This is a genomic window from Arthrobacter sp. KN11-1C (assembly GCF_052180225.1).
Classification (GTDB): Bacteria; Actinomycetota; Actinomycetes; order Actinomycetales; family Micrococcaceae; genus Arthrobacter.
In genome coordinates this window covers 1,234,273-1,252,892 of the sequence record NZ_CP197467.1, presented here as the reverse complement: position 1 = coordinate 1,252,892, position 18,620 = coordinate 1,234,273, and the positions used below count along the sequence as shown (strand labels likewise).

18 protein-coding genes are annotated in these 18,620 nt (G+C 60.1%); 7 read left to right on the top strand and 11 right to left on the bottom strand.

Translation table 11 applies throughout. The features are described 5' to 3' along the window. Positions 1–834: 834 nt before the first annotated feature. Positions 835–1,323, bottom strand: coding sequence for a hypothetical protein (locus tag ACSBOX_RS05910; protein ID WP_442545210.1), 489 nt, complete (start codon positions 1,321–1,323; stop codon positions 835–837). Positions 1,324–3,314: 1,991 nt separating this feature from the next. Between ACSBOX_RS05910 and ACSBOX_RS05905 the strand changes: the two genes are divergently transcribed. Then, positions 3,315–4,733, top strand: coding sequence for a hypothetical protein (locus ACSBOX_RS05905; protein ID WP_442545209.1), 1,419 nt, complete (start codon positions 3,315–3,317; stop codon positions 4,731–4,733). 727 nt (positions 4,734–5,460) lie between these two features. On the opposite strand, the gene ACSBOX_RS05900 is transcribed toward ACSBOX_RS05905, so the two are convergent. The 3 genes from ACSBOX_RS05900 to ACSBOX_RS05890 all read right to left on the bottom strand — a co-directional run bounded on the left by ACSBOX_RS05900 (position 5,461) and on the right by ACSBOX_RS05890 (position 7,769). Next, positions 5,461–5,598 (bottom strand): hypothetical protein, encoded by a 138-nt coding sequence (locus tag ACSBOX_RS05900; RefSeq protein WP_442545208.1) that lies wholly within the window; start codon positions 5,596–5,598, stop codon positions 5,461–5,463. 56 nt (positions 5,599–5,654) lie between these two features. Continuing rightward, positions 5,655–5,906, bottom strand: a complete 252-nt coding sequence (locus ACSBOX_RS05895) for a methyltransferase domain-containing protein (protein ID WP_442545207.1) — start codon at positions 5,904–5,906, stop codon at positions 5,655–5,657. A gap of 153 nt (positions 5,907–6,059) precedes the next feature. Beyond that, positions 6,060–7,769, bottom strand: coding sequence for a hypothetical protein (locus tag ACSBOX_RS05890; RefSeq protein ID WP_442545206.1), 1,710 nt, complete (start codon positions 7,767–7,769; stop codon positions 6,060–6,062). A gap of 199 nt (positions 7,770–7,968) precedes the next feature. Here ACSBOX_RS05890 and ACSBOX_RS05885 point away from each other — a divergent pair, with 199 nt between their 5' ends. From ACSBOX_RS05885 to ACSBOX_RS05865, 5 genes are all read left to right on the top strand, one after another. Further along, complete coding sequence (locus ACSBOX_RS05885; RefSeq protein WP_442545205.1) at positions 7,969–8,442, top strand: EcsC family protein; 474 nt, start codon at positions 7,969–7,971, stop codon at positions 8,440–8,442. Between the two features lie 594 nt (positions 8,443–9,036). Continuing rightward, a complete protein-coding gene (locus tag ACSBOX_RS05880; RefSeq protein WP_442545204.1) occupies positions 9,037–9,966 on the top strand; it encodes an ABC transporter ATP-binding protein in 930 nt (309 codons plus the stop codon). Between the two features lies 1 nt (position 9,967). Beyond that, entirely contained in the window at positions 9,968–11,236 is a 1,269-nt protein-coding gene (locus tag ACSBOX_RS05875; RefSeq protein ID WP_442545203.1) for an ABC transporter permease, read from the top strand. 75 nt (positions 11,237–11,311) lie between these two features. Continuing rightward, positions 11,312–11,623 (top strand): hypothetical protein, encoded by a 312-nt coding sequence (locus ACSBOX_RS05870; RefSeq protein WP_442545202.1) that lies wholly within the window; start codon positions 11,312–11,314, stop codon positions 11,621–11,623. A gap of 84 nt (positions 11,624–11,707) precedes the next feature. Beyond that, positions 11,708–12,256 (top strand): hypothetical protein, encoded by a 549-nt coding sequence (locus ACSBOX_RS05865; protein ID WP_442545201.1) that lies wholly within the window; start codon positions 11,708–11,710, stop codon positions 12,254–12,256. A 141-nt stretch (positions 12,257–12,397) separates the two neighbouring features. Here ACSBOX_RS05865 and ACSBOX_RS05860 read toward each other — a convergent pair whose 3' ends face one another. The 7 genes from ACSBOX_RS05860 to ACSBOX_RS05830 all read right to left on the bottom strand — a co-directional run bounded on the left by ACSBOX_RS05860 (position 12,398) and on the right by ACSBOX_RS05830 (position 17,940). Further along, positions 12,398–13,339: a hypothetical protein gene (locus ACSBOX_RS05860; protein WP_442545200.1), complete on the bottom strand. Its 942-nt coding sequence runs from the start codon at positions 13,337–13,339 to the stop codon at positions 12,398–12,400. 57 nt (positions 13,340–13,396) lie between these two features. Beyond that, complete coding sequence (locus ACSBOX_RS05855; RefSeq protein ID WP_442545199.1) at positions 13,397–13,726, bottom strand: hypothetical protein; 330 nt, start codon at positions 13,724–13,726, stop codon at positions 13,397–13,399. Between the two features lie 96 nt (positions 13,727–13,822). After that, complete coding sequence (locus ACSBOX_RS05850) at positions 13,823–14,458, bottom strand: hypothetical protein (RefSeq protein ID WP_442545198.1); 636 nt, start codon at positions 14,456–14,458, stop codon at positions 13,823–13,825. A 137-nt stretch (positions 14,459–14,595) separates the two neighbouring features. Then, complete coding sequence (locus tag ACSBOX_RS05845; RefSeq protein WP_442545197.1) at positions 14,596–15,246, bottom strand: hypothetical protein; 651 nt, start codon at positions 15,244–15,246, stop codon at positions 14,596–14,598. Between the two features lie 815 nt (positions 15,247–16,061). Continuing rightward, the gene (locus tag ACSBOX_RS05840; protein ID WP_442545196.1) at positions 16,062–16,472 is read right to left on the bottom strand and encodes a hypothetical protein; all 411 of its coding nucleotides are present in this window, start codon (positions 16,470–16,472) and stop codon (positions 16,062–16,064) included. A 99-nt stretch (positions 16,473–16,571) separates the two neighbouring features. Next, on the bottom strand, positions 16,572–16,847 hold the full coding sequence (locus ACSBOX_RS05835) for a hypothetical protein (RefSeq protein ID WP_442545195.1): 276 nt from the start codon (positions 16,845–16,847) through the stop codon (positions 16,572–16,574). Positions 16,848–17,553: 706 nt separating this feature from the next. After that, positions 17,554–17,940 (bottom strand): helix-turn-helix transcriptional regulator, encoded by a 387-nt coding sequence (locus tag ACSBOX_RS05830; protein WP_442545194.1) that lies wholly within the window; start codon positions 17,938–17,940, stop codon positions 17,554–17,556. Positions 17,941–18,277: 337 nt separating this feature from the next. On the opposite strand from ACSBOX_RS05830, the gene ACSBOX_RS05825 reads away from it, so the two are divergent. Next, positions 18,278–18,592, top strand: coding sequence for a hypothetical protein (locus ACSBOX_RS05825; RefSeq protein WP_442545193.1), 315 nt, complete (start codon positions 18,278–18,280; stop codon positions 18,590–18,592). Positions 18,593–18,620 lie beyond the last annotated feature (28 nt).

Genomic DNA, 18,620 nt, shown 5'->3' with positions numbered 1-18,620 from the left:
AAAACGGTACAGAGAGAGGACCAGGGATAATGTACTGGCCGCTGATTCCCGCCATTCTAGGGCTCGCTATTTTGGGTTTTTCAATGCTTTACGTAAAACGCAATAGGCGCGGAGGTGATGGTACTCCGTTTCGAGGACGCTCTATGATGATGGCCCTAACCGTCGCCTCGTTGGGTCTTTTCATCTATGCCCTCGTGGGAGTTCTTACAACAAAATCGGGATGACCCGTTTGGCATCTCGGACCCCCTTGGCAAGCTCGAGACGAGACCATGCACGACAGCTGGGCGGAAAGCTTCCCCGCCCGGCGAGGGATCCCCTATAGGGCGCCACGGCGTCCGCTGAACCACCGGCTAACGGACTCCTTATGGCGGACTCACCCGCCGCCGTCCTCCCGGGAGTTCTGCCAAAGTACGGGGCGGGCTCGGGCCCTTCTCCCGACGACAAGCGGGTGGCTAGGATGGGCATCGGTTCTGTGGCCCAAGGCTGCGACGAGACGAACAAGAGAGGCCTGACTGTGAGCGTTAATCGAATTGAGTGCCCTGACTGCAAGCGCGTTGGCGAAGTGACCATGCAGTGGACCCGACCAGGTGTAGCTTCTGGTCCCATCATGGAAGGCCTCGACCCGGAGAACTGTGACGGGTGCCATGCAGCCCTCGCTAAGCACGGATACGCGACCGTGAGGATCTGGCAGAACGGCGACGGAACGGGCGTGATCACGACAGCCTAACGACAAAGCATCCGCAGGGCATCGCATCCGGGACGAAACTACTCACCTTGCATGTCGACTCTCCAGATGGGACACCTTCGAGTTGCACATCACGGGCTCCTGCAGAATCAGCGCCCAGAAAGGCACCCGTCCCGCGCAGCAGCGAACGACTGAATGTCCACAACCTCGCCCGGGCCGACCTGCTTCAACCGCGCGTCCGCGGCGTACAGCGCGGACGGATCGCCCGTCCTGATCTCTGTCAGAATCGCATCCTGCTCGATAAGGCTGTCGTTGTTCGCCTCCTTCAACGCCTTGTCCCCAGCCGTGACTGCGGTCCGGCACGTCTGGAGCGCGGCGGCAGTGACTGGGTCCGGCGCAGTGACAGTCTCCGCCGGCTGTGCGACGGTCACTGTCCGCTCTGGGCTAGGGACCGTGACAGTCGGCCCGGGAACCATTGCGGTAGCTGCAGTGGTCACAGCCACCGCCGGGGCCGGCTGTGCGGACTTGACTTCGGAAATGACCCCGGCGGCGACTGCCACGGACGCCAGCAGCGTAACCGTCGCAGACACAGCGGCACCCCTCCAAAACGCGCCTCGTAGGCCGGTGAGTGTGGTCATGGTACCCCCCATATTCCGTGGCTCTGAGAGTGTGCTTCTCGGCTGGAGGCCGACAGGTCACGAGAGACTTAATAGCACTTATAGCGGCCCCGTCGCTAGGGCCACACCCTCGGCTTGGTCCGGCAGAGGCGACCATTCTCGGGACCGATCAAGCGTCCGGTGAAGGATCCCTGAGCGGACATCACCCGCTCTGACCGGCTCGTCTTTCCCGGCGAGGCTTCCCGTAGAGCCACTGGTGTGAGTCACTGTTGCTATGGACTGGGAAAGAGCAGGCAGGATTGCCGACCAGAAATTGTGGAGAGCAATGTTCTCGATTGGCGTGATACTGCTTATCGGCGCGGTGGTGAACGTCGCTTTCATCCTTTCCGACCCACCGCGAAATTGGTGGCTCTACGTGTCACCGGCTTTCAACGTTTTGGTCGGCGTTGCCATGATTATTTATTGCCGCCGCAGGTATCGCTCCTGATCCAGAACGCGACTAGGCTTGCCTGGCGTCCGTGGAAGGATCGTCTCCCGGGCATTTTTTTGGCCCTTTGCTTACTGCTTAGTGATCTGGTGTTGACCGGGTGAGACACCGTTCATTCAGGAACGCTACGCTTGTGCGGCTGGCGGCCAACTGGAGTGTGGTGCTATTTGACCTCATTGTTATGACTACCCCTCCAGGAAAGACAGTCCAGGGGGCTTTTACAGGCTCTCCAACGGCCGTAGGAGACAAGTAAATTTCCATGGGCCCGGCGAGAGGCCCGTTTTCGCTGGCGCCCAGTTGGAAAATCAGTCGGTTTGGCTCTGCTCTCGCATAACCCCGTGCCCATCTACTCCGAAGTCCCGATCCGGGCTCTCTGTGGGCACATTCGAAAAGGCCTCGTTCCGCGTCCCGAACAGCTCGCTTCTTTCGCAATGGAGCAATGACAACGAGCTGGATGACAGTGATAACGACAATCCCAGTCGTAGTAACGATGGTGAATGCAGGCCACCAGCCCAGGTGGGACTGCAAAGGGACGAGGAGGACGGCCGCCAAGACGAACAGAGGCAAGGAACCGAAGGCGTCGTATGCCCGTTCCAACCGACTTCTCGATGTTGGTTCCAAGTCCGGTTCGCGCATATAACCCTGCTTCCTGTGATGTCGGGAGTCTAATCACGGGATCTTCTTTTGATAAGGCCGATCGTGATGGGAAGCCAGCGGAGTCGAAAGACGCCTATCAGGCGGCCTGTCACCCGGTGGATCACAGGACGCTCTGGCGTCCGTTCAGGGATCACTCAGCGGGCGCCCCGCAGGTCACGGTGCTCATCGCCGGATCATTTCCTAGGTTGTCCTTCTGCCCGGCGGAGCCAGCCAATAAGAAACATGATGCCCAGCACCAGGTAGAGAATCCCAAGTGCAATACGCCAAGGGCCCGCCGGTTCATTTAGACCTGTCAATGAGGCAATCAACCAAGCAATACCAAGGGCGAGCCACCCCAAGCCCAATAAGGGAAAAAGCCTCCGTCTCGGTCGCGGAGCAACGCTTTCGGAGGCACTTCGGCCTGCGTCCTCATCAAATCGGTCCTCTGGCATGCGCGAACTCTACCGACGATGCCACGCCGCAGTCTAGGCGTTGTTCATATGGAGGGAGGGTCTGCGAGTTCTTCAACAAGAACCGACTGGAGCACTGGTTCTTTGTGAACTGTCCGCTGCGATCTTGCCCGTAAGACGATCCCTTAACGGGTGCGCATGGTCGGGTCTCGGCGCCGGCAGGCTAGCGCCGGACAGCCCGTTGAATCACTATCATGGGCGCAAGGCCATGGCATTGTGAGATGCCATGGTACCGAGCTGTTAGGGGCTGATATTGCATGTCGGGGAGCAGGGCCAAGCGTGAACGCAAGCAACAGGCTGGCCTAGTTGGGTCGCCCCGGGGGGCCGTCATCGCACCCCCGGTCTTTCTTCCTCATCCAAATTCTCGCGCCATCACTTTCTTCTTCGTCCTGCCGGAGGCGCTGAGGACCAAGCCCGATATGGAGGTCCAGCTCCTGTTCGCCAAAGCGAGTGACGACACGGCCCCAGCCGAGCACATCATGACGCAGGGTGGTGTGGATCTCTACTGCACATACACGATGACGTTCCGACACTTTGATCGCACAGTGACTGACTCCGACATTGCCCTGGCGGCCAGGGCAATGATTCGGAAGCTTCCACCGCGGCCCCAAATGCGCAACGCAGCGTTCCCAATGAAGTGCCGCACGACCCTGGTCGAGGTGCGCTGTTTAATTGACTATTCAACCGGACACTCGCCAGAGCAAGCCCTCGAACAAGCGCTCAAGATTGTGACCGATTTCCAGCAGGCCTATCATCTGGCAACTAAGGAGACCATCTCGCTCGTAACTAGGGAGACGCTGCCCCTCATGCTTTCCGTCGTCACCGAGCTAAAGAATGGAGAGCTTAGATGGGGTTCGATAATCGCTAGGCCACAGGGGAATAGGGGCCCAGCTGGACGTCAGTCCGGAACGCTCGAGACGTCGACGGAACAGCTCACCCCAGAAGAGGAAGCGACGCTCCGTAGCGCTCTTGCAATGTTGCAGACCGGTGTGTTCGGCGAGTTCATCGACGTCCAGCGCGAAGGATACGCGGCCTACCGGTCCGGAAACACGATCCTGGCAAGCATTCTGCTCGGCGGGGCTGCCGAACTCCTTGTTAAGGAAACGGTGGGGATGCTGCTCTGGGAGGGCGGCGTTGAACTCGGTGAGGCTAAAAGAGTGCTCAAGGTTCTGCGTTCGAGCCAGTATCTGAGCGAGGCGAAGGCTCGGCTCAAAGACGCGTTGGCCGACGCGTGGACAGAGGCCATGGAGAACGCATATCAAGGATGGCGTAGGGACGTGTCCAAACTCCGTAACGACTCCATTCACGATGGGCTCCGTCCCACTCAAGATCAAATGAAGAAGGCAAGTACTTCCTACGTTCGTTTCCACAAGGCTCTGGTCACGGCCTTCGCTGCAAAGCACGAAGAGTATCCGGTCACCGCGTCGCTCATGGGCGCCTATAACATCGTTACGCCAGCGTCAGCGGCCGAGCTGCGATTCAAGCTTGACCGGTGGAAGTTTGAGATCGCCCGACATGGACAGGAGCGGGCGGGAGACATCAGGGATTCGGTCCTGCACCTGCTCATCCATGATGCCAACAACCTTTCCTGGTTCGCCGTTGATGAGCACCGCAGTCTCGCAGCACAGCTGCCTGACCAAGAGCCTCCCGAGAACATTGCGGACATGTTCGCGGACATGGCTGCGACTGGGCGCAAGCCGCCGTTCCGGGTGCTGATGCAGGACGAGGAACTACCCGAAGGGATCGACGGATCATCGCTTTCGTGGGTGCCTCACTTCCAAGCATTTCCAGAGACCAGCCCCTTAAACTTCCGGGGAGTAGGCAGACGGCAGGCCTGAGAACCGTCAAATCGCAGAACTCAGCACCTCTCTCAGAAAGAGGCCACCGCGGGCATGAATCCATGGAAAACACCTCATCAAGCCGTTCGAGAGGTCATATGGAGGCGCTAGTCGTTAACTGTTGTGATCACACCCGTTCCGTCGCCGTTCTGCCAGATCCTCACGGTCGCGTATCCATGCTCAGCGAGGGCCGCGCGGCACCCGTCGCACTCTCGGGGTCGAGGCCTTCCATAATCGAACCAGAAGCTACGCCCGGTCGTGACCACTGCATGGTCACCTCGCCAACGCGTTTGCAGTCAGGGCACTCAATTTGACTAACGCTCACGGTCAGGCCTCCAATTGTTCGTCTCGCCGCAGCCGTCGGCAGCAGAACCAATGCAGATCCTAGCCTTCGCTCGTCGTCGAGAGAATGGCCCTCCCCCTTCCCTTACTGGCAGAACTCTCGGATCCACGGCCCGAGGGCGAGTCATGTATGAACTGTCCGTAAGCCGGTCCCGCACCGGCCACCCGGATGCCAGTGCGCACTGATTCCGGAACCACGTGGGAGCGGGGATGGCTCGGGGGCCGTCGCTTTCGGCACTCCACGTTTGTCGGTGTTACCCATGGCGACCTCCTCCCGATGACTACAAGCCCGGCGAGGCAATCCTCCTTGAACCATTGCTAGCGGCCCATGGACGCTGGACACTCCGCTCCATCCCAGGGTCTGAGTTGCGCAGAACAGCACCCGCTATCGGGCGGGAGCCGCCCAGACGGCTGTGTAGCGCCAGAACAGGCCGCGGCGCACGATGACGCCGGGAAGCTCTCTCCGCGCAACATCGGCGATCTCGCTGAATGTCTCGTGGGGATCGGCCGTTGGGGCACTCATGCAGGCAGGGACGGTCCATGCGCCCCATGGGTGGCGGATGGCTCCGATGATCGGGTTCAGTCGTCCCGGGTCTCGCGGCTCAGCACAATTACCAACCGACCGCCGGGGCGCACAGCGGTGCTTGCCTTTCGAAGCGTCTCGGCTAGCGGAAGATGATGGACGACGGCTACGAATGTCACCAAGTCGCAACTGCTGGCGGGGATGTCATCGGCGTGGTGATCGTCGTCGTCATCACGCAAAGGGCGTGCCGTGAAGATCGATATCCAAAGCCGTAGAGCGCGTCCCGGAGGGTGCCGTCGGATCGTCATCCGTGTACGAACCGGCTGACGCAGAGGGCCTGCACATGGGCCCGACGGGCGGCGACTGAAACACGCAAAAGGGTTACGCACAACGGTTCCGTGCGCTCCCCCGACGGCGTGTCGCACCATGAGCGCGAAGCTCCAGGAACCCTCCGTTTTCCGTCATCTAGCTTCATTACAGTCTGACGAACCCGGTTCGGGGATTCCGGGTAGGTTCAGTGGGGTTGGGGCTAGTGGGGAATCCGCATCAGTCCACTTATCTGGCATGTACGCCCGAAAGTATCCTCCGTCGGTGGGAACGAATTTGAGTTTCGTCCCCTTCGCGGTTTTTTTGGCCAGCATTCTTTTGATCGATGCAGCATTCTCAAGGCGAACGCTTGGATGGAAGACAATAACCGTCCCGAGCTTAAGGACTCGGTGCCCCAACGAGACGGAAAAATCTTCGTAGTCGAACCGAATCATGAAGGCGTCCTGCTTAAGCATCCCTTCCAATTCTGGGGAACCATCCACGGATAAGGTGGCCGTGGTGACTGCCGCGCCTGGGTAGATGCAGCATTTACCTCCGAGGAGGAGGCTCGCGACACGCAATCCCACTCGGTCCTCGGCTGTCATCTCGTTGGGGATCGGAAATCTCGTTTTGGTGTGGTGCTGGATCTGGGCCAGATCTTCAGCAATAAGCCGAGCCGCCTGGAGTTCCTCTTCTTCGACATATGGCTCGTCGTTACCAAGTCGGAACTGTGCCAGCTCGGACCCGTTTACGTATATCCCTGCCCGAAGGCAGGTCCTGAGCTGCGAGTTGAGCTCAAGGATGGCGAAGGCATCCATCGGCTGGATGCCTCTCACATTGAAGGAATAGCTGAGATCACACCCTGCGGTTTGATCATGCGGCAGGAGGATGGTCATCTTCATCTGTCGGTAAAAGCTGACCTCCAACGAAAACCCTTCGATGGCGCCCCCAACATGGTCGGCGGATCCTTCATGTGAGCCAACGATCGATCCGTCGGCATCCAGGAAGCGGATTTCCACAGATGCTCCCTTAAGAGGCGATTCGCCCGCGGGCATCCACATGACCTCTGCAGTATCGGTCTGCGTCCTGATCCATTCTGGTCCATCGACCTTGAAGCTGCTGACCAGATCGGCGGATAGCTTGATGGTTTCACTTGTTCCGAACCCTAGCGATCGCCTGATGCCTGCGAGCAGCTCACTCTGATCGCCAAGGGTGCTCTGGATGGAGACGGTGATCGGTGAGTCCCTGGCAGCGAGTGGATGTTTTGCGGTCAAAGCCAGTACCACTTCCCCCTGAGACATCGAGGGTTCCACCGTCCAGTCAGGATCGAGGGTATCGGCAGTTTCCTTCAGTCTCAGCATTCGCTGCGCCAGGTCAGGCAAGCCGTTCGTCAACGTCGCCGTCTCAGCGTGAAAATCTCTCACGGCCTCCCGAAGATGGTCGCGTTGGAAATACCTGTCGAGATCGGGAAAAGTGGCCATACGCTCATTCAGATCGCCACGATCTAGCCACCGAATCTTGACTGGGCGACCTTCACCCAGGTTCTTGATAAATTCAACCTCCCCAGGAGTCAAATTTGCCGGAACAACGAGGACCCACTCGTAAGGGTTATGGTCCATCGCTTTCTTGAAGGAATTGATGATTTGCCGACGCCGCGATCTGTTTTCCGCGGGAAATCCCTCAGGAAAATACTTCAACTGGAAAATGCGCTTACGGTTGCCTTGGGTTACGACGATATCGCGGCCACCATCTCCGCCACGGCCATCAACCGGCCATATTTCGTCAGCCCCAGCGTAGATACGTTTGATGAGGGCTTCAACGATTTCGTCAAAGCGAGGTTGCCCGAGGTGCTTCCACTCAATCACTGTGCTCCTTTTGCCTACGGCTGCCGACACTCGGCCAGGCGGGCGAGAGCTGCTTGTTGGGCAATGGCTTGCTCTGGATCAGCTTCTCGAAGTCGGCACGGCAGGCTGACCGGAGAGAGGTTCCCGCAATCGGTGTGCCGCTTACGGCCAGAAGGAAGCCTGCATCGACGTAGCTTGCGCGCTGGGACACCATGGCCCGATGATACCCGCCGGATCTCCGCAAGCCGGTGAGCTGGCGAAGGACCTCAAGGTCTGCGACCGGTTACTGACTCTTAACACCCTCACGTGGCGGACCGCCGGCGCAGTCGAGGGCGGCGCCATGGGATTCCTGGCTCTAGTTCCTGTCGTCGGCATCCCAATCGCGATGACGGCGGACATCCTCGTCATCCAGGTACTGAGCGCGTCGATCGCAGCGCGCATAGGGTACGCGTACGGCTACGACGCCAAGGACCCCGATGAACAGATCTTCATCCAACGCCTGGTCCGCCGGTCCTTCATGGCACAGGCAGCCAAAGCAGAGCCTTTGCGTGACGTCGCTCGCGCAGCCGACGAGATCAAGGGACGCGTGCGGTTGTCCGACAAGCTCCGCGCAGACCATCGCCTCCTGGCTGCTCTGGAGAAGTTGATGCAGCAGCTAGGTCCAGCCGGCTCCACGGTTCCCGTAAAAACGTAGCCAAGGTCGTCCCGTTTCTGGGGGTCCTCATTGGTGGCATGAACTCCACGATCCTCGGAAATGTGGCCTCTGATGCCCAACGGTACTGCCAGATCCGATTCCTGTCCGAAAAGTATGGGTTGCCGTTACCAGTCGCACTGACTACCGACCCGGACGACCGCCGGACCGACACCGCAGAAGGCGATCAATAATCCAGCGCTTCTCCACCGGTGATCCCTCTCCGGTAAACTGTCCCGACTTGCGGCTTCTCCGCATCATGGACCCAGTGACTGTTGCCATTGTTGGACCGGTAAGTGTCGCCCGAGCATCTCGCCGATGCCGCCTTCGCGGCCTAATAAGCCGTTCGAATCGAGACATCGATGCGGCCCCGTTTCGGGTTCGAAGGGCTGGGTTGAAATGACACGGATCCTTATGATGCTTGAGCAATGACATCCCCGTGAAGCCAACTCCGATGTTGTTAATTCAGACTAATGGCCGTCGATGCCGGACACAGGGACATCCATCTGCTTGTCGATATACCGCTCCTAACGGAACAGTATGGGTTCGAAGGGAATCGTGACGCGAAACTCCCAGGAATTTATATAGGGTGTTGGCATGACTGCTGGGGGTGCGGCTGTTGAGCCGTTGGTGCACATCAAAGATTTCAGGATGGACTTCGGGGAAACCCGGGTCATCAAGGACCTGTCCTTCGATGTGAGGGCCGGGGAGACGTTCGGTTTCCTGGGCAGCAACGGCTCTGGCAAGACGACGACTCTTCGGGCGCTGCTGGGCATCTACCAGCCGACCGCCGGGACCCTGCACATCGGTGGGAAGACCTTCGATCCCCGCGACGGGATCCGGCTCGGGTACCTTCCGGAGGAACGCGGCCTGTACAAGAAGGAACAGGTCCTGGACGTCATGGCGTACTTCGGCAGGCTCAAGGGCCTCGGCAAAGCGCAGGCCCGCGCCTGGTCCCTCGAGTATCTGGAGCGAGTAGAGCTTGCAGACAAAGCCGGGACCAGGCTGGACAAGCTCTCCGGCGGGGAGCAGCAGAAGATCCAGCTGGGCGTGACCATCATGAACGAGCCCGAGCTGTTGATCCTTGACGAACCCACCAAGGGCTTCGACCCGGTGAACCGGCGCATGTTGATGGACATCATCGAAGAACAGAAACTCGCAGGTTCCACGGTCATCATGGTCACCCACCAGATGGAGGAAGTTGAACGCCTCTGCGACCGGGTGATCCTGCTCAAGGATGGAATATCCCGCGCTTACGGCACCGTCTCGGAGGTCCAGGAGCAATTCGGCGGCACCGTCTACCGGATCGCCTTTTCCGGGGTCATCCCAACATCGGAGCTATACGAGGTCACGGCCAGCGGCGAGGGTAGCGCCGACCTGGCCCCGCAGCTCGGCGCCGATGAGACCGCGGTGCTTCGGGAGCTCATCAACGCCGGCGTGGCCGTCCGCAGCTTCACCGCCGAGCGGGTCTCCCTGGAGGAAATCTTCATCCGCGTCTACGGCAGCAAAGAAACGGCGGTGGCCTGACATGACTGCAACCTCTACCAAGTCTTCGTTCCTGGGCCGGCACAACCTCGGGACGGTCGTCAGCTTTGAGTTCATCCGCACGATCAAGAAACGCCGGTTCTGGATCGCGACCCTCGCGATCCCGGTGGTCATGGCCATCATCTTCGGCTTGGTATTCGCCAGCAACTCCTCCACCCGGGCCACCGCCGAGGCGCAAAAGAACACCGCGCTCACCTTCACCTACACGGACGCGTCAGGGATCATCCCCGACAAGGCCGCCTCCATCATGGGCGGCACGAAAGCAGCCGACCCGGGCACCGCGCTGGACGACGTGAAAGCCGGCCGCATCGACGCCTACTTCGCCTACCCGGCGAACCCCGCCAAAGAACCCGTGAAGGTCTACGGCGCCGACAAAGGCATCTTCGCGAACAACACCTACGAAGCCGTCGCGAAGCAGCTGCTCACCCTCTCGGCACAATCTAGGATCGCTTCCCCGGAGCTGAGCGCCGCCGTCGGGGGAAACGTCACCGTCACCACAGAGACTTTCCGCAACGGGGCCGTCTCCGGCGGACTCGGCACGGCCATCCCGCCGCTGATGTTCCTGCTCGTCTTCTACGTCAGCCTCATCCTGCTCTCCAGCCAGATGCTCAACAGCACCTTGGAAGAGAAGGAAAACCGGGTCACCGAAATGATCCTCACCACCTTGAACCCGACAACCCTGATCGTCGGGAAAATCATCTCGCTCTTCCTCGTCGGGCTTGTGCAGATCGGGGTGTTCCTCACCCCGATCATCATCGGCTACACCTTCTTCCGGGACCGGCTCGCCCTGCCCGAGGTCGACCTGAGCTCTCTGGTCTTCGAACCCGGCCCCCTGATCACCGGGGCCCTGCTCCTGCTGGGCGGGTTCACCCTGTTCACCGCCGTGCTCGTCGCCATCGGCGCTGTCATGCCCACCGCCAAGGAAGCCGGAGTCGTGTTCGGACCGCTCATGGCCCTGATTTTCGTCCCGTTCTACGCGATCAGCCTCATCCTGTCCGCCCCGCACTCCCCCGCCGTGCAGGCCTTCACCTACTTCCCGCTCTCGGCACCGGTGACCGCCATGCTCCGCAACGGGTTCGGAACACTCTCCACGCCTGAAGCGATCATCGTCATCGCGGAGCTGTTCATCCTGGGCATCCTCGTCCTGCGCCTGGCCGTCCACCTTTTCCGGTATGGCTCCATCCAGTACTCCAGCAAACTCTCCATCACCAAAACCCTCCGCCACCGGCCACCGGAACTGGCCGGGAAATAGGCTGAAAATCCGAAATGGGCCACTGCTGCGGATGTTGTCCGCTTTGCCGCCAGACGAATCGGGAGGGCCGCTGACGTGACCCGGAAAGCGCACGGGCCGACGACCAGCAGGAACACGTGGCAAGCCGTCTACTCGATGTTCGGTCCGATGGCTGTCTCCAACTTCACATTGCTCCTCGTCATCGTCGTGCTCGTGGTGTTCCAACCCAAGGCCAGCGACCCGAGCACATATTGGGCTATCGCATTGATGGCAGCTTTGATGCTTGTGGCGGGGGCCCTGAAGGTGAAGGGATTGCTTCGACTCAGGCTGGTCCGCAAAGAGCACAAGGAGGACCAGCGACGCGTCGCCGCGGGTCTTCCGTTGGAACCCGACCACGACGATAACTGAAGCGAGATCCTGCGATCGTTTGGCAGCGGTGAGGCTAGGATGTCTAGAACACCCTGGGGGCGGCCGCAAGCTGTGGGAGGGTCGATGCTGAAGAAGTGGCAGGACTGGTTAGGAAAGCGATCATGGTGGACGCTGGCGACCATCTTGGCTGTGTTCTGGACGCTAGGTTGGTTCGGAATTCAAGCTGCCATTCGTCCAAGTGGAGCCAGTTGGGGCTTGCTGGTAGGTGCCGTGGTCGGGGGGATTTTTTACGGCGGATTCATGGCTCTAATTTTCCGTCGCCAGCAGGCGAAATACGGCGGTCCGAGCACCTCAAGGGCCATAGAGATGGCCGTAAGGGAGGGCAGGCTGCCGGAGGGTGCCGAGCCCGAGATCTGGCTTCCATTGCTTGATCGCAAGAAACGCACCGAGCGGCGCATGGTATGGGTAGGCCCTATCGAATTTGCACTCTTCACGGCCCTCTGCGTCTTCCTGATCGTAACGGAACCGTCGGTTTGGTCCTGGTGGGTTGCGACGGTTCTATTCGTCGGTCTGGGGATCTGGGTGCCGCTCTGGTCGATTCGTCGTGCCCATAGGATTGACGCCTTGATCGCCGAACTGAAGGCTCAGGAAACCGACCGGTCATCCTTCTGATCTCTGTTTCCGGTCCGCCGTTTCGGGACCGCCAGAGCAATCAAAATGATCCGTCCAAGGGATTGCGACGGATAGACGCCAATCCGAAGAGGGCCCGATGGAACACGTCTGGATTCGGGACCCGCCGCCTTGGTCAGGCGATCAATCGGACGGTCGCGAAATACTCTTCATAGGAGCCGTCGAGCTGCTCAGTCCGTGATCCTGCGAGAATGGGGAACCAGGTGCGCCGATGCTCGTCCACGGTGGAACGTCCTTGATGGCCACTCCTAGAAACTCCGCCGCAAGCCGCGCAGCGAGCGCATTCTTCCGCCGGCCGATCAGCAGGAGCACGGCAACGACGGAACCTTGAACAATCGCAGGAAGCGTCCAGACGGGTTTTCCAAGGGACACACCCATGAGGCCGAAAATCAACGCCGGGCCCCCACCGCCGGCAGTCAGGAGGCCCACGAACGTGTACTTCCGGGCGTCCGCGCGCATATTCCCGGCGGCAGCACCGAATCTGTTGACGAGTCGGGCACGGGTTGATTTCGCCCTCACCAGATCCAGGTTTGCCTCATTGATTCTTCTGGCCGTCGAGGCCGCCTCGGCTGCGTCGTGTCGGGACATCCGGTCCGGACGGGGGTGTCGGGCGCGGGAAGCGGCCCAGCGCTGGGTGAGCTCCGACTGAGCAAGCTTCGGTTCCCCGGCGGCCCTGACTTGCACGCCGGAATGCGGGTCGAGTTGAGGGAGCGTCCGGTAGTACATGCCATATTTGGAAAAGCTCTGCAGGGTCGTGTAGCCGTGCCGGTACTCCCTGCGCGCCTTGTAAGTAGAGGCCGCACCCGACACGGCCGCGGTCAATCCTGCGAGCACGAAGATCCCGTAAAACACGAGGGCGACGTTCTTGACCCCGCCGTCATTGTTGCTGGCGATCGCAACACCAACCATGAGGACGACTGCGCCTACGAGCGTCAGGAAACTCATTATGGAGGTCCGCTGCCAGGCTGCGGCGCTGAAACCGTGGAGCATGGGGTACCGGACCGCCGGATCCCATGGCGCGGTGGGGACCTCGCCGCCGCCCTGGTCCTTAATGGTGTGAAGCACGTGTGCCTCCCGGGGATTCCGCTGCACCGAGTCGGCTCTCGGACTTCGTGAGCTCGTTCATCTGCGGCCTGGCCCTAGTGCGGCGCTTCTTTCTGGCCACGTTTTGTAGCCGAATTTCCGCTCGGCGTAGTAGGGGCGGATCGCGAGGACGGCGATCACCACGCCCACGGCGCACAGCGCGATGGCAAGCCAGAGGGGCACCAAAGGTATCCACGTCGGGAAGGCATAGCCGGTCGCGGCGTCGATCAGTGCCAGGGGTGCTCCAACCCCCAACGCTGCCAGGATCACCTTGATGAAAGGAACGGCCCGGATCAGCCACTTCCCCGCCGGCGGCTGGACAGCCAGCGGGTCCCATTGGCTATGTGGAACGAACTTCACCTCGGCCATTCAAACCCTCCCCACAGGCAACCGGACGCATCACCGTCACTGGATGTCATGCTACACAGAAACAGCCCATTCCTTGCCTGACCAGCCAGGAATCGGTTAGAGGCAGTGAATGTCAGCCAGGCGAAACCCGTCACCTTGGCCCGTAGCGTCATCGAGTTTCACGATGGCGTCCTTGCCTTGGGCCAGCGGAGCGGTGATGCTGTTTGCGAGGCCCAACGACGAGGAACCGTGCTCAATGCTGGCTGCCACATACAGCCCGCCGGGGCAGCCAGCGGCCGCCATGGTGGTCACATGTACGACGGAGCACTTCAGGTAGCTGCAGGTGTACTCGGTCTTGGCCGCGAACTGGTAGTAATAAGGACCGGAGAAACGGGTCCAGCCCTGGGCTTCCATCTGGGTCCGGATTGATTCGGAGGTCCCGGCCTGTTGAGCCGCCTGGTCGGCGGCTTGGGAAGCATTGAAGGCCGCGGCATCACTGCGCTGCTTGTCGTAAAGCTTGGTGTTGTCGGCCTGGACCTTCGCCCAGAACGCGTCTGCGTCTTCCTTTTTCTTTTTGGCGGCTGCATCCTTGGACGCCTGCTCAGACGCCCGGGCATCCGAAGCCTGGGCAGCGGGAAGCCCGGCACTGAACCACCATGCGGCCCCGGAGCCAGCCACCAACACCAAGGCCAGGGCAAGAATCAGGAAGATGCGCTTCCTCCTGCGCGCTGCCGGCTGAGGATCGTTTGCCACAGGCTCGCCTTCGAGATGATCCGTCATCGTACTTCCCCAATATTCACCGTTGGCCGCAAGTTCGGCGCATTCACATCATATTGGCTTGTCAAAGCAGGGCCGGGCTAGTTGCCGGGCCCTGCTCGGGACAGATCCGGCTACTTGGCCGGATAGTCCCATTCCCATCCGCCACTGGTCATGCCGGCGCCGTCGTAGGCGATTGTGCCGGTCGGTGTCGTGACTTCAAGGATCACGATGCCGGCGACCTTTTCGCCTCTACCGATGGTGTCCGGCAGGAGCCGGCTCTGGTCCGCTACACAACTCTGGACCGCAGGGGTGTCTACTTTGTTCATGCGGGTTCCGTTGGAGGCATAGCCCTTCCAGTAGGCAGCCATAAAGCTGGTCAGCCCGGACTCGCTATTCATAGTCACGCCACCCTTGAAATTGGGGGTGGTTTCGACCTCGATCGCCACGGCCAAAGCTGTTCCGGCCGGCCGGGTCGAGTACGGGGCATCACAGCTGATTGGCTCGATCGACGTGACCTTGAACTTCAGACTGTCGTTCGCGAACGTTGTCCCTCCTGCCCCGGCAAGCTCTCCGACTTTCTTGACAGCGTTGCCGTGGGAATTTATCACAAGACTGGCGCTGGGAGAGGGCGTGGGCGAAGCAGTCTGGGCTGGTGCCACGGAGAACGAAGGTGCGGCTGTCTGGGGCGGTGTGGGTTGGGATACGGCCTGGGCACTGCTGGAGCAGCCGGAGAGAATGAGCGCTGAAGCTGTGAACAGCGCAAGAGCATAGCTGATTTTCATGGATCCCCAAATGGTGATTGCGAAGAGCTGACCTCCAATCCTAAAGTTGAGCGGGCAGTTGGTCCCTCCCGACATCCCAGGCAATTCTTGAAAATTCGAAGCCGCCCTCATCCACTCCCCCATAGACTCCGGTTGAACCAGCAGCGACACTTTTTCCGAGGAGCCTGCCTTGCCAGTAATTGACCCGCAGTATCTGTTCTTCAGCTCCGAACTCGAATACCGGGGCGCCGCCCGGCGCCGGTCATGGTTCTGAGGACCGGACAATATGCGGGCTGAACGCGCATCGGCAGGCTCTGGCCACCGGGGTGGGTCTATTCTGCTTGCACAGGAATGCAGCGCATCGGCAAACTGTCGGGATCTGGGGGCGTCATGAAAACTATGCGGTTGACCAAGCGCGTCGTCACTGAGATGCCACAGCCCGCTCGCGCATTGTCGTGGCTGATCCCTTCATTCTTCATCGCAGGCCTGGTGTTCTATGTGCTTACGAGGCAGTTTTGGCCATCTCGTATCGCTTTTGGCGCGGCGGTGTGTCCCTTTTTGCTTTCGGATTTTGCATCTTCCGAGACATCAACGGCGCGGCAAGTTCATGGCCCCGCATGTACAAGGAAAGCCGGGGCCTCTCCCCAGAGCACTTCACCTTTGCCGACGTACCAACGCTCAAAGGCGTGGGATTCATGTACATGGTCATGGCAGTCCTTTGGCTTTGCATGGCTATCTTTGCAATGTAGCCAGCCCAAGCCGGACCAGATTTCATCAGGATTCCCTGAAGGGCGCCTCGTCACCTTGTGGCGCTTCAGCTCGGGATACTGCTGTTCTCAGGACATTGGAAACACCGTGAATCCAACCTTGGAGCGGCTTACGCCCCAAAGCAAGACGGCCCCGTCAGGCCTTCGGACAGCGATGGATCGTTCGACCCTCAAGATGTCCACGTCCTGCGGATAGTCGTACCCGGTGTGTGCTGTGAACTCTTCTGCGAATCTGCGGTTGATGACAAGGGCAAGCCCCTTCCACTTCCGTCTCTCATACATGGTCAACCCGAAGGCGAGGACCAACGCGAGTCCCGCGACGATGAACACTGGCCACTTAGGAAGTTCCGCTGTCCCGAACAAGGCGACACCCGACTGGAACCAGACCAGGAGGAAGCAAACCCCCGAGATGATCCTGACAACCCTGAATTTCCTCGCCTCGGGAAACGCAACAATGAAGACCGTGCGATCTCCATCCATCGTGTTGCCCCGATCCGTATTGCAAAGTGCCGTCCAGATAACCAAGACTACTGAACGTCTCCCACTGCGTCCGTCAGGGTGGGACTAATTCTGAAAACCTCAGGAGCCGTCCGTCGTACCCGGCAGTTCCGGGTGCTTGGGGTCCTTGCCGCGCTCCCGCCAGTACTCATCGCGCTGCCACAACGTAAACCGGGTCACCTGAACGCAGAGTAGCGTCACCGCGATCGCCAGGATGATCGTTCGAATCCAGAGCCACGGCTCGGAGTCGATGCCCATGAGGCTCAGGATGCTCGCAACGAATTCGAAGGCCACTATAGGAAGGGCCCAGTAGCTGATGCGCTGGAACCTGAGGCGAACTTCCTCGTTCGTAGCCACGCGTCCTCCCGTGCGCTCGTGCAATCAGTTCCGTTCTTGTCAGTGAACCAACAATGTCGGCCCGATGATAGAACGGAGCCAAGGCGATCACGACGAAGCGAGGTTGACTGTCTTCCCGCGGGACGTTGTGCGAGTAGTTCGTCGTGGTGCCGCTTCTGGGGTTTGAGGTGAACTGAACCACACCATCCGGAGGTATTCACACGGAGCGGTGCATAAACTTTCCCGGAGGTATTGCCGCGCGACGTCCCTCTCCAGGTCGCGGCGGACGAAGCACTTGGGGCAGACCGCAAGCTCCAAAGCCATGCATTGTCGAACTTCGCCCGCCGGCTTGTCGCTTGGCAATGGAGAACCGAGCCCCAGACTTGTCGTACGAGGATGGCGAGACGTCATTGCGTCGGCGTTCCACTGAGGAGCGGAATGCTTTGCGGAACACGCTTCGGAAGGTTTCCGCATCCAGGTCGACAAAGTTCCGCAATGGACTTCCGCGGCCCTTCTGCCCCGAAATAACGGGTGGCTTCTCCGAATAATGCGGAACTGCGGATGGAACCCCACCACTTCTCTTTTGTTACCCAAGAGGGAAATAAGTCGTGTAGAGGATATCCGAGAGGCAGTGGGATAAGTTCCGCAGTTCCGCCGGGCCCGCACGCCCCTTTTCATCCGACTGATGACGGCATGCGCCGCTCGTGTCGAACCGATGCCTGAGGGATCACTGCGGACGCGACTCTTCAAGCTCGGCGATCAGACGGCGGATTGCCGCCATCGACTCCTGTGCCTGCTGAAGTTCCGCCTCGGCCTGGCTCGCCCGCCACTGCTCCAGACTGAGGTCGCGTTGAAGTTCGGCCACCTGCTCATCAACGGTCTCACTGTCGCGAAGCATTGCCGGCAATGGCAGGTCAAGCAGTTCCGCGATGACCACCGCCTCGTCGAGCCTGACCGCACGCTCGTGCTTTTCGATACGGGTGACTGCGCTCGTGTCAACTTTCTGGTCGAGCAGTTCACTGAGCCGTTCGGCCAGTGCCGCCTGACTGAGGCCGGCACGGATTCTCTCCTCCCGAAGACGACGGGCGAACGTCTGGCCTGGTGATGTGGTCATGCGATTTCCTCCAGATCCCCAATCGATTCAATGCGATAAGTACATCACTGATCCAAGTAATTGCATATATCGCACTAAATCGCTATGCTGGGCACACGATCACGAACGATCGTCCCGTTGCACGACCGGTAGCTCGGCGGCAGCTGGGTGACATGACCCAGTGCTGGCCACGATTGCGATGTCGGGGGCCCAAGCGCACGACCGATGGCTGGCCGGCGTGGGTGACAAACGTGCCGCTGCGGAGCTGAGACGCCCGCAGCCGTGCCCAAGGCGTGAAGAGCGCCGCCCTGGGCCACGCGTAAAGCGCACCGCACGACCTTTCGAGGTGTCACCCATAATGTCTGCCATTTCCACTAAGTCCGTCGAGCCGGAGCTGCTTGAAGTTAGCAATGTTTCTGCACTTGGCTACGGCGCCGCCCAGACCATACGCGCCCGTATTCACCGGGGCGAGGTACCCGCCGTGCTGATCGGCAATCGTTTCAAGATCCGACGCGAAGATCTCCACTTACTGACCAAGCCGGCCGTCCCGGCAGTCCGGTCGGCTGAAGACGATCTCGACGCTCTCGTCAAGCGGATCGTCGATGACTTCCCTCCCCTGACCGCCGCGCAAAAAGCCGAACTCGGCCAGTTGCTGGCCTCCGCCTGCCAATAGGAAAAGCCCCGGCTTACCGGGGCTTCTC

What these genes read in the sequence shown, in the direction of transcription:
- ACSBOX_RS05855 (WP_442545199.1), bottom strand. Translation starts at nt 13,726, where the DNA reads ATGGCCGAGGTGAAGTTCGTTCCACATAGCCAATGGGACCCGCTGGCT.
- ACSBOX_RS05895 (WP_442545207.1), bottom strand. Translation starts at nt 5,906, where the DNA reads ATGACGATCCGACGGCACCCTCCGGGACGCGCTCTACGGCTTTGGATA.
- ACSBOX_RS05845 (WP_442545197.1), bottom strand. Translation starts at nt 15,246, where the DNA reads ATGAAAATCAGCTATGCTCTTGCGCTGTTCACAGCTTCAGCGCTCATT.
- ACSBOX_RS05830 (WP_442545194.1), bottom strand. Translation starts at nt 17,940, where the DNA reads ATGACCACATCACCAGGCCAGACGTTCGCCCGTCGTCTTCGGGAGGAG.
- ACSBOX_RS05840 (WP_442545196.1), bottom strand. Translation starts at nt 16,472, where the DNA reads ATGGATGGAGATCGCACGGTCTTCATTGTTGCGTTTCCCGAGGCGAGG.
- ACSBOX_RS05910 (WP_442545210.1), bottom strand. Translation starts at nt 1,323, where the DNA reads ATGACCACACTCACCGGCCTACGAGGCGCGTTTTGGAGGGGTGCCGCT.
- ACSBOX_RS05885 (WP_442545205.1), top strand. Translation starts at nt 7,969, where the DNA reads ATGATACCCGCCGGATCTCCGCAAGCCGGTGAGCTGGCGAAGGACCTC.
- ACSBOX_RS05905 (WP_442545209.1), top strand. Translation starts at nt 3,315, where the DNA reads ATGGAGGTCCAGCTCCTGTTCGCCAAAGCGAGTGACGACACGGCCCCA.
- ACSBOX_RS05900 (WP_442545208.1), bottom strand. Translation starts at nt 5,598, where the DNA reads ATGAGTGCCCCAACGGCCGATCCCCACGAGACATTCAGCGAGATCGCC.
- ACSBOX_RS05875 (WP_442545203.1), top strand. Translation starts at nt 9,968, where the DNA reads ATGACTGCAACCTCTACCAAGTCTTCGTTCCTGGGCCGGCACAACCTC.
- ACSBOX_RS05865 (WP_442545201.1), top strand. Translation starts at nt 11,708, where the DNA reads ATGCTGAAGAAGTGGCAGGACTGGTTAGGAAAGCGATCATGGTGGACG.
- ACSBOX_RS05880 (WP_442545204.1), top strand. Translation starts at nt 9,037, where the DNA reads ATGACTGCTGGGGGTGCGGCTGTTGAGCCGTTGGTGCACATCAAAGAT.
- ACSBOX_RS05825 (WP_442545193.1), top strand. Translation starts at nt 18,278, where the DNA reads ATGTCTGCCATTTCCACTAAGTCCGTCGAGCCGGAGCTGCTTGAAGTT.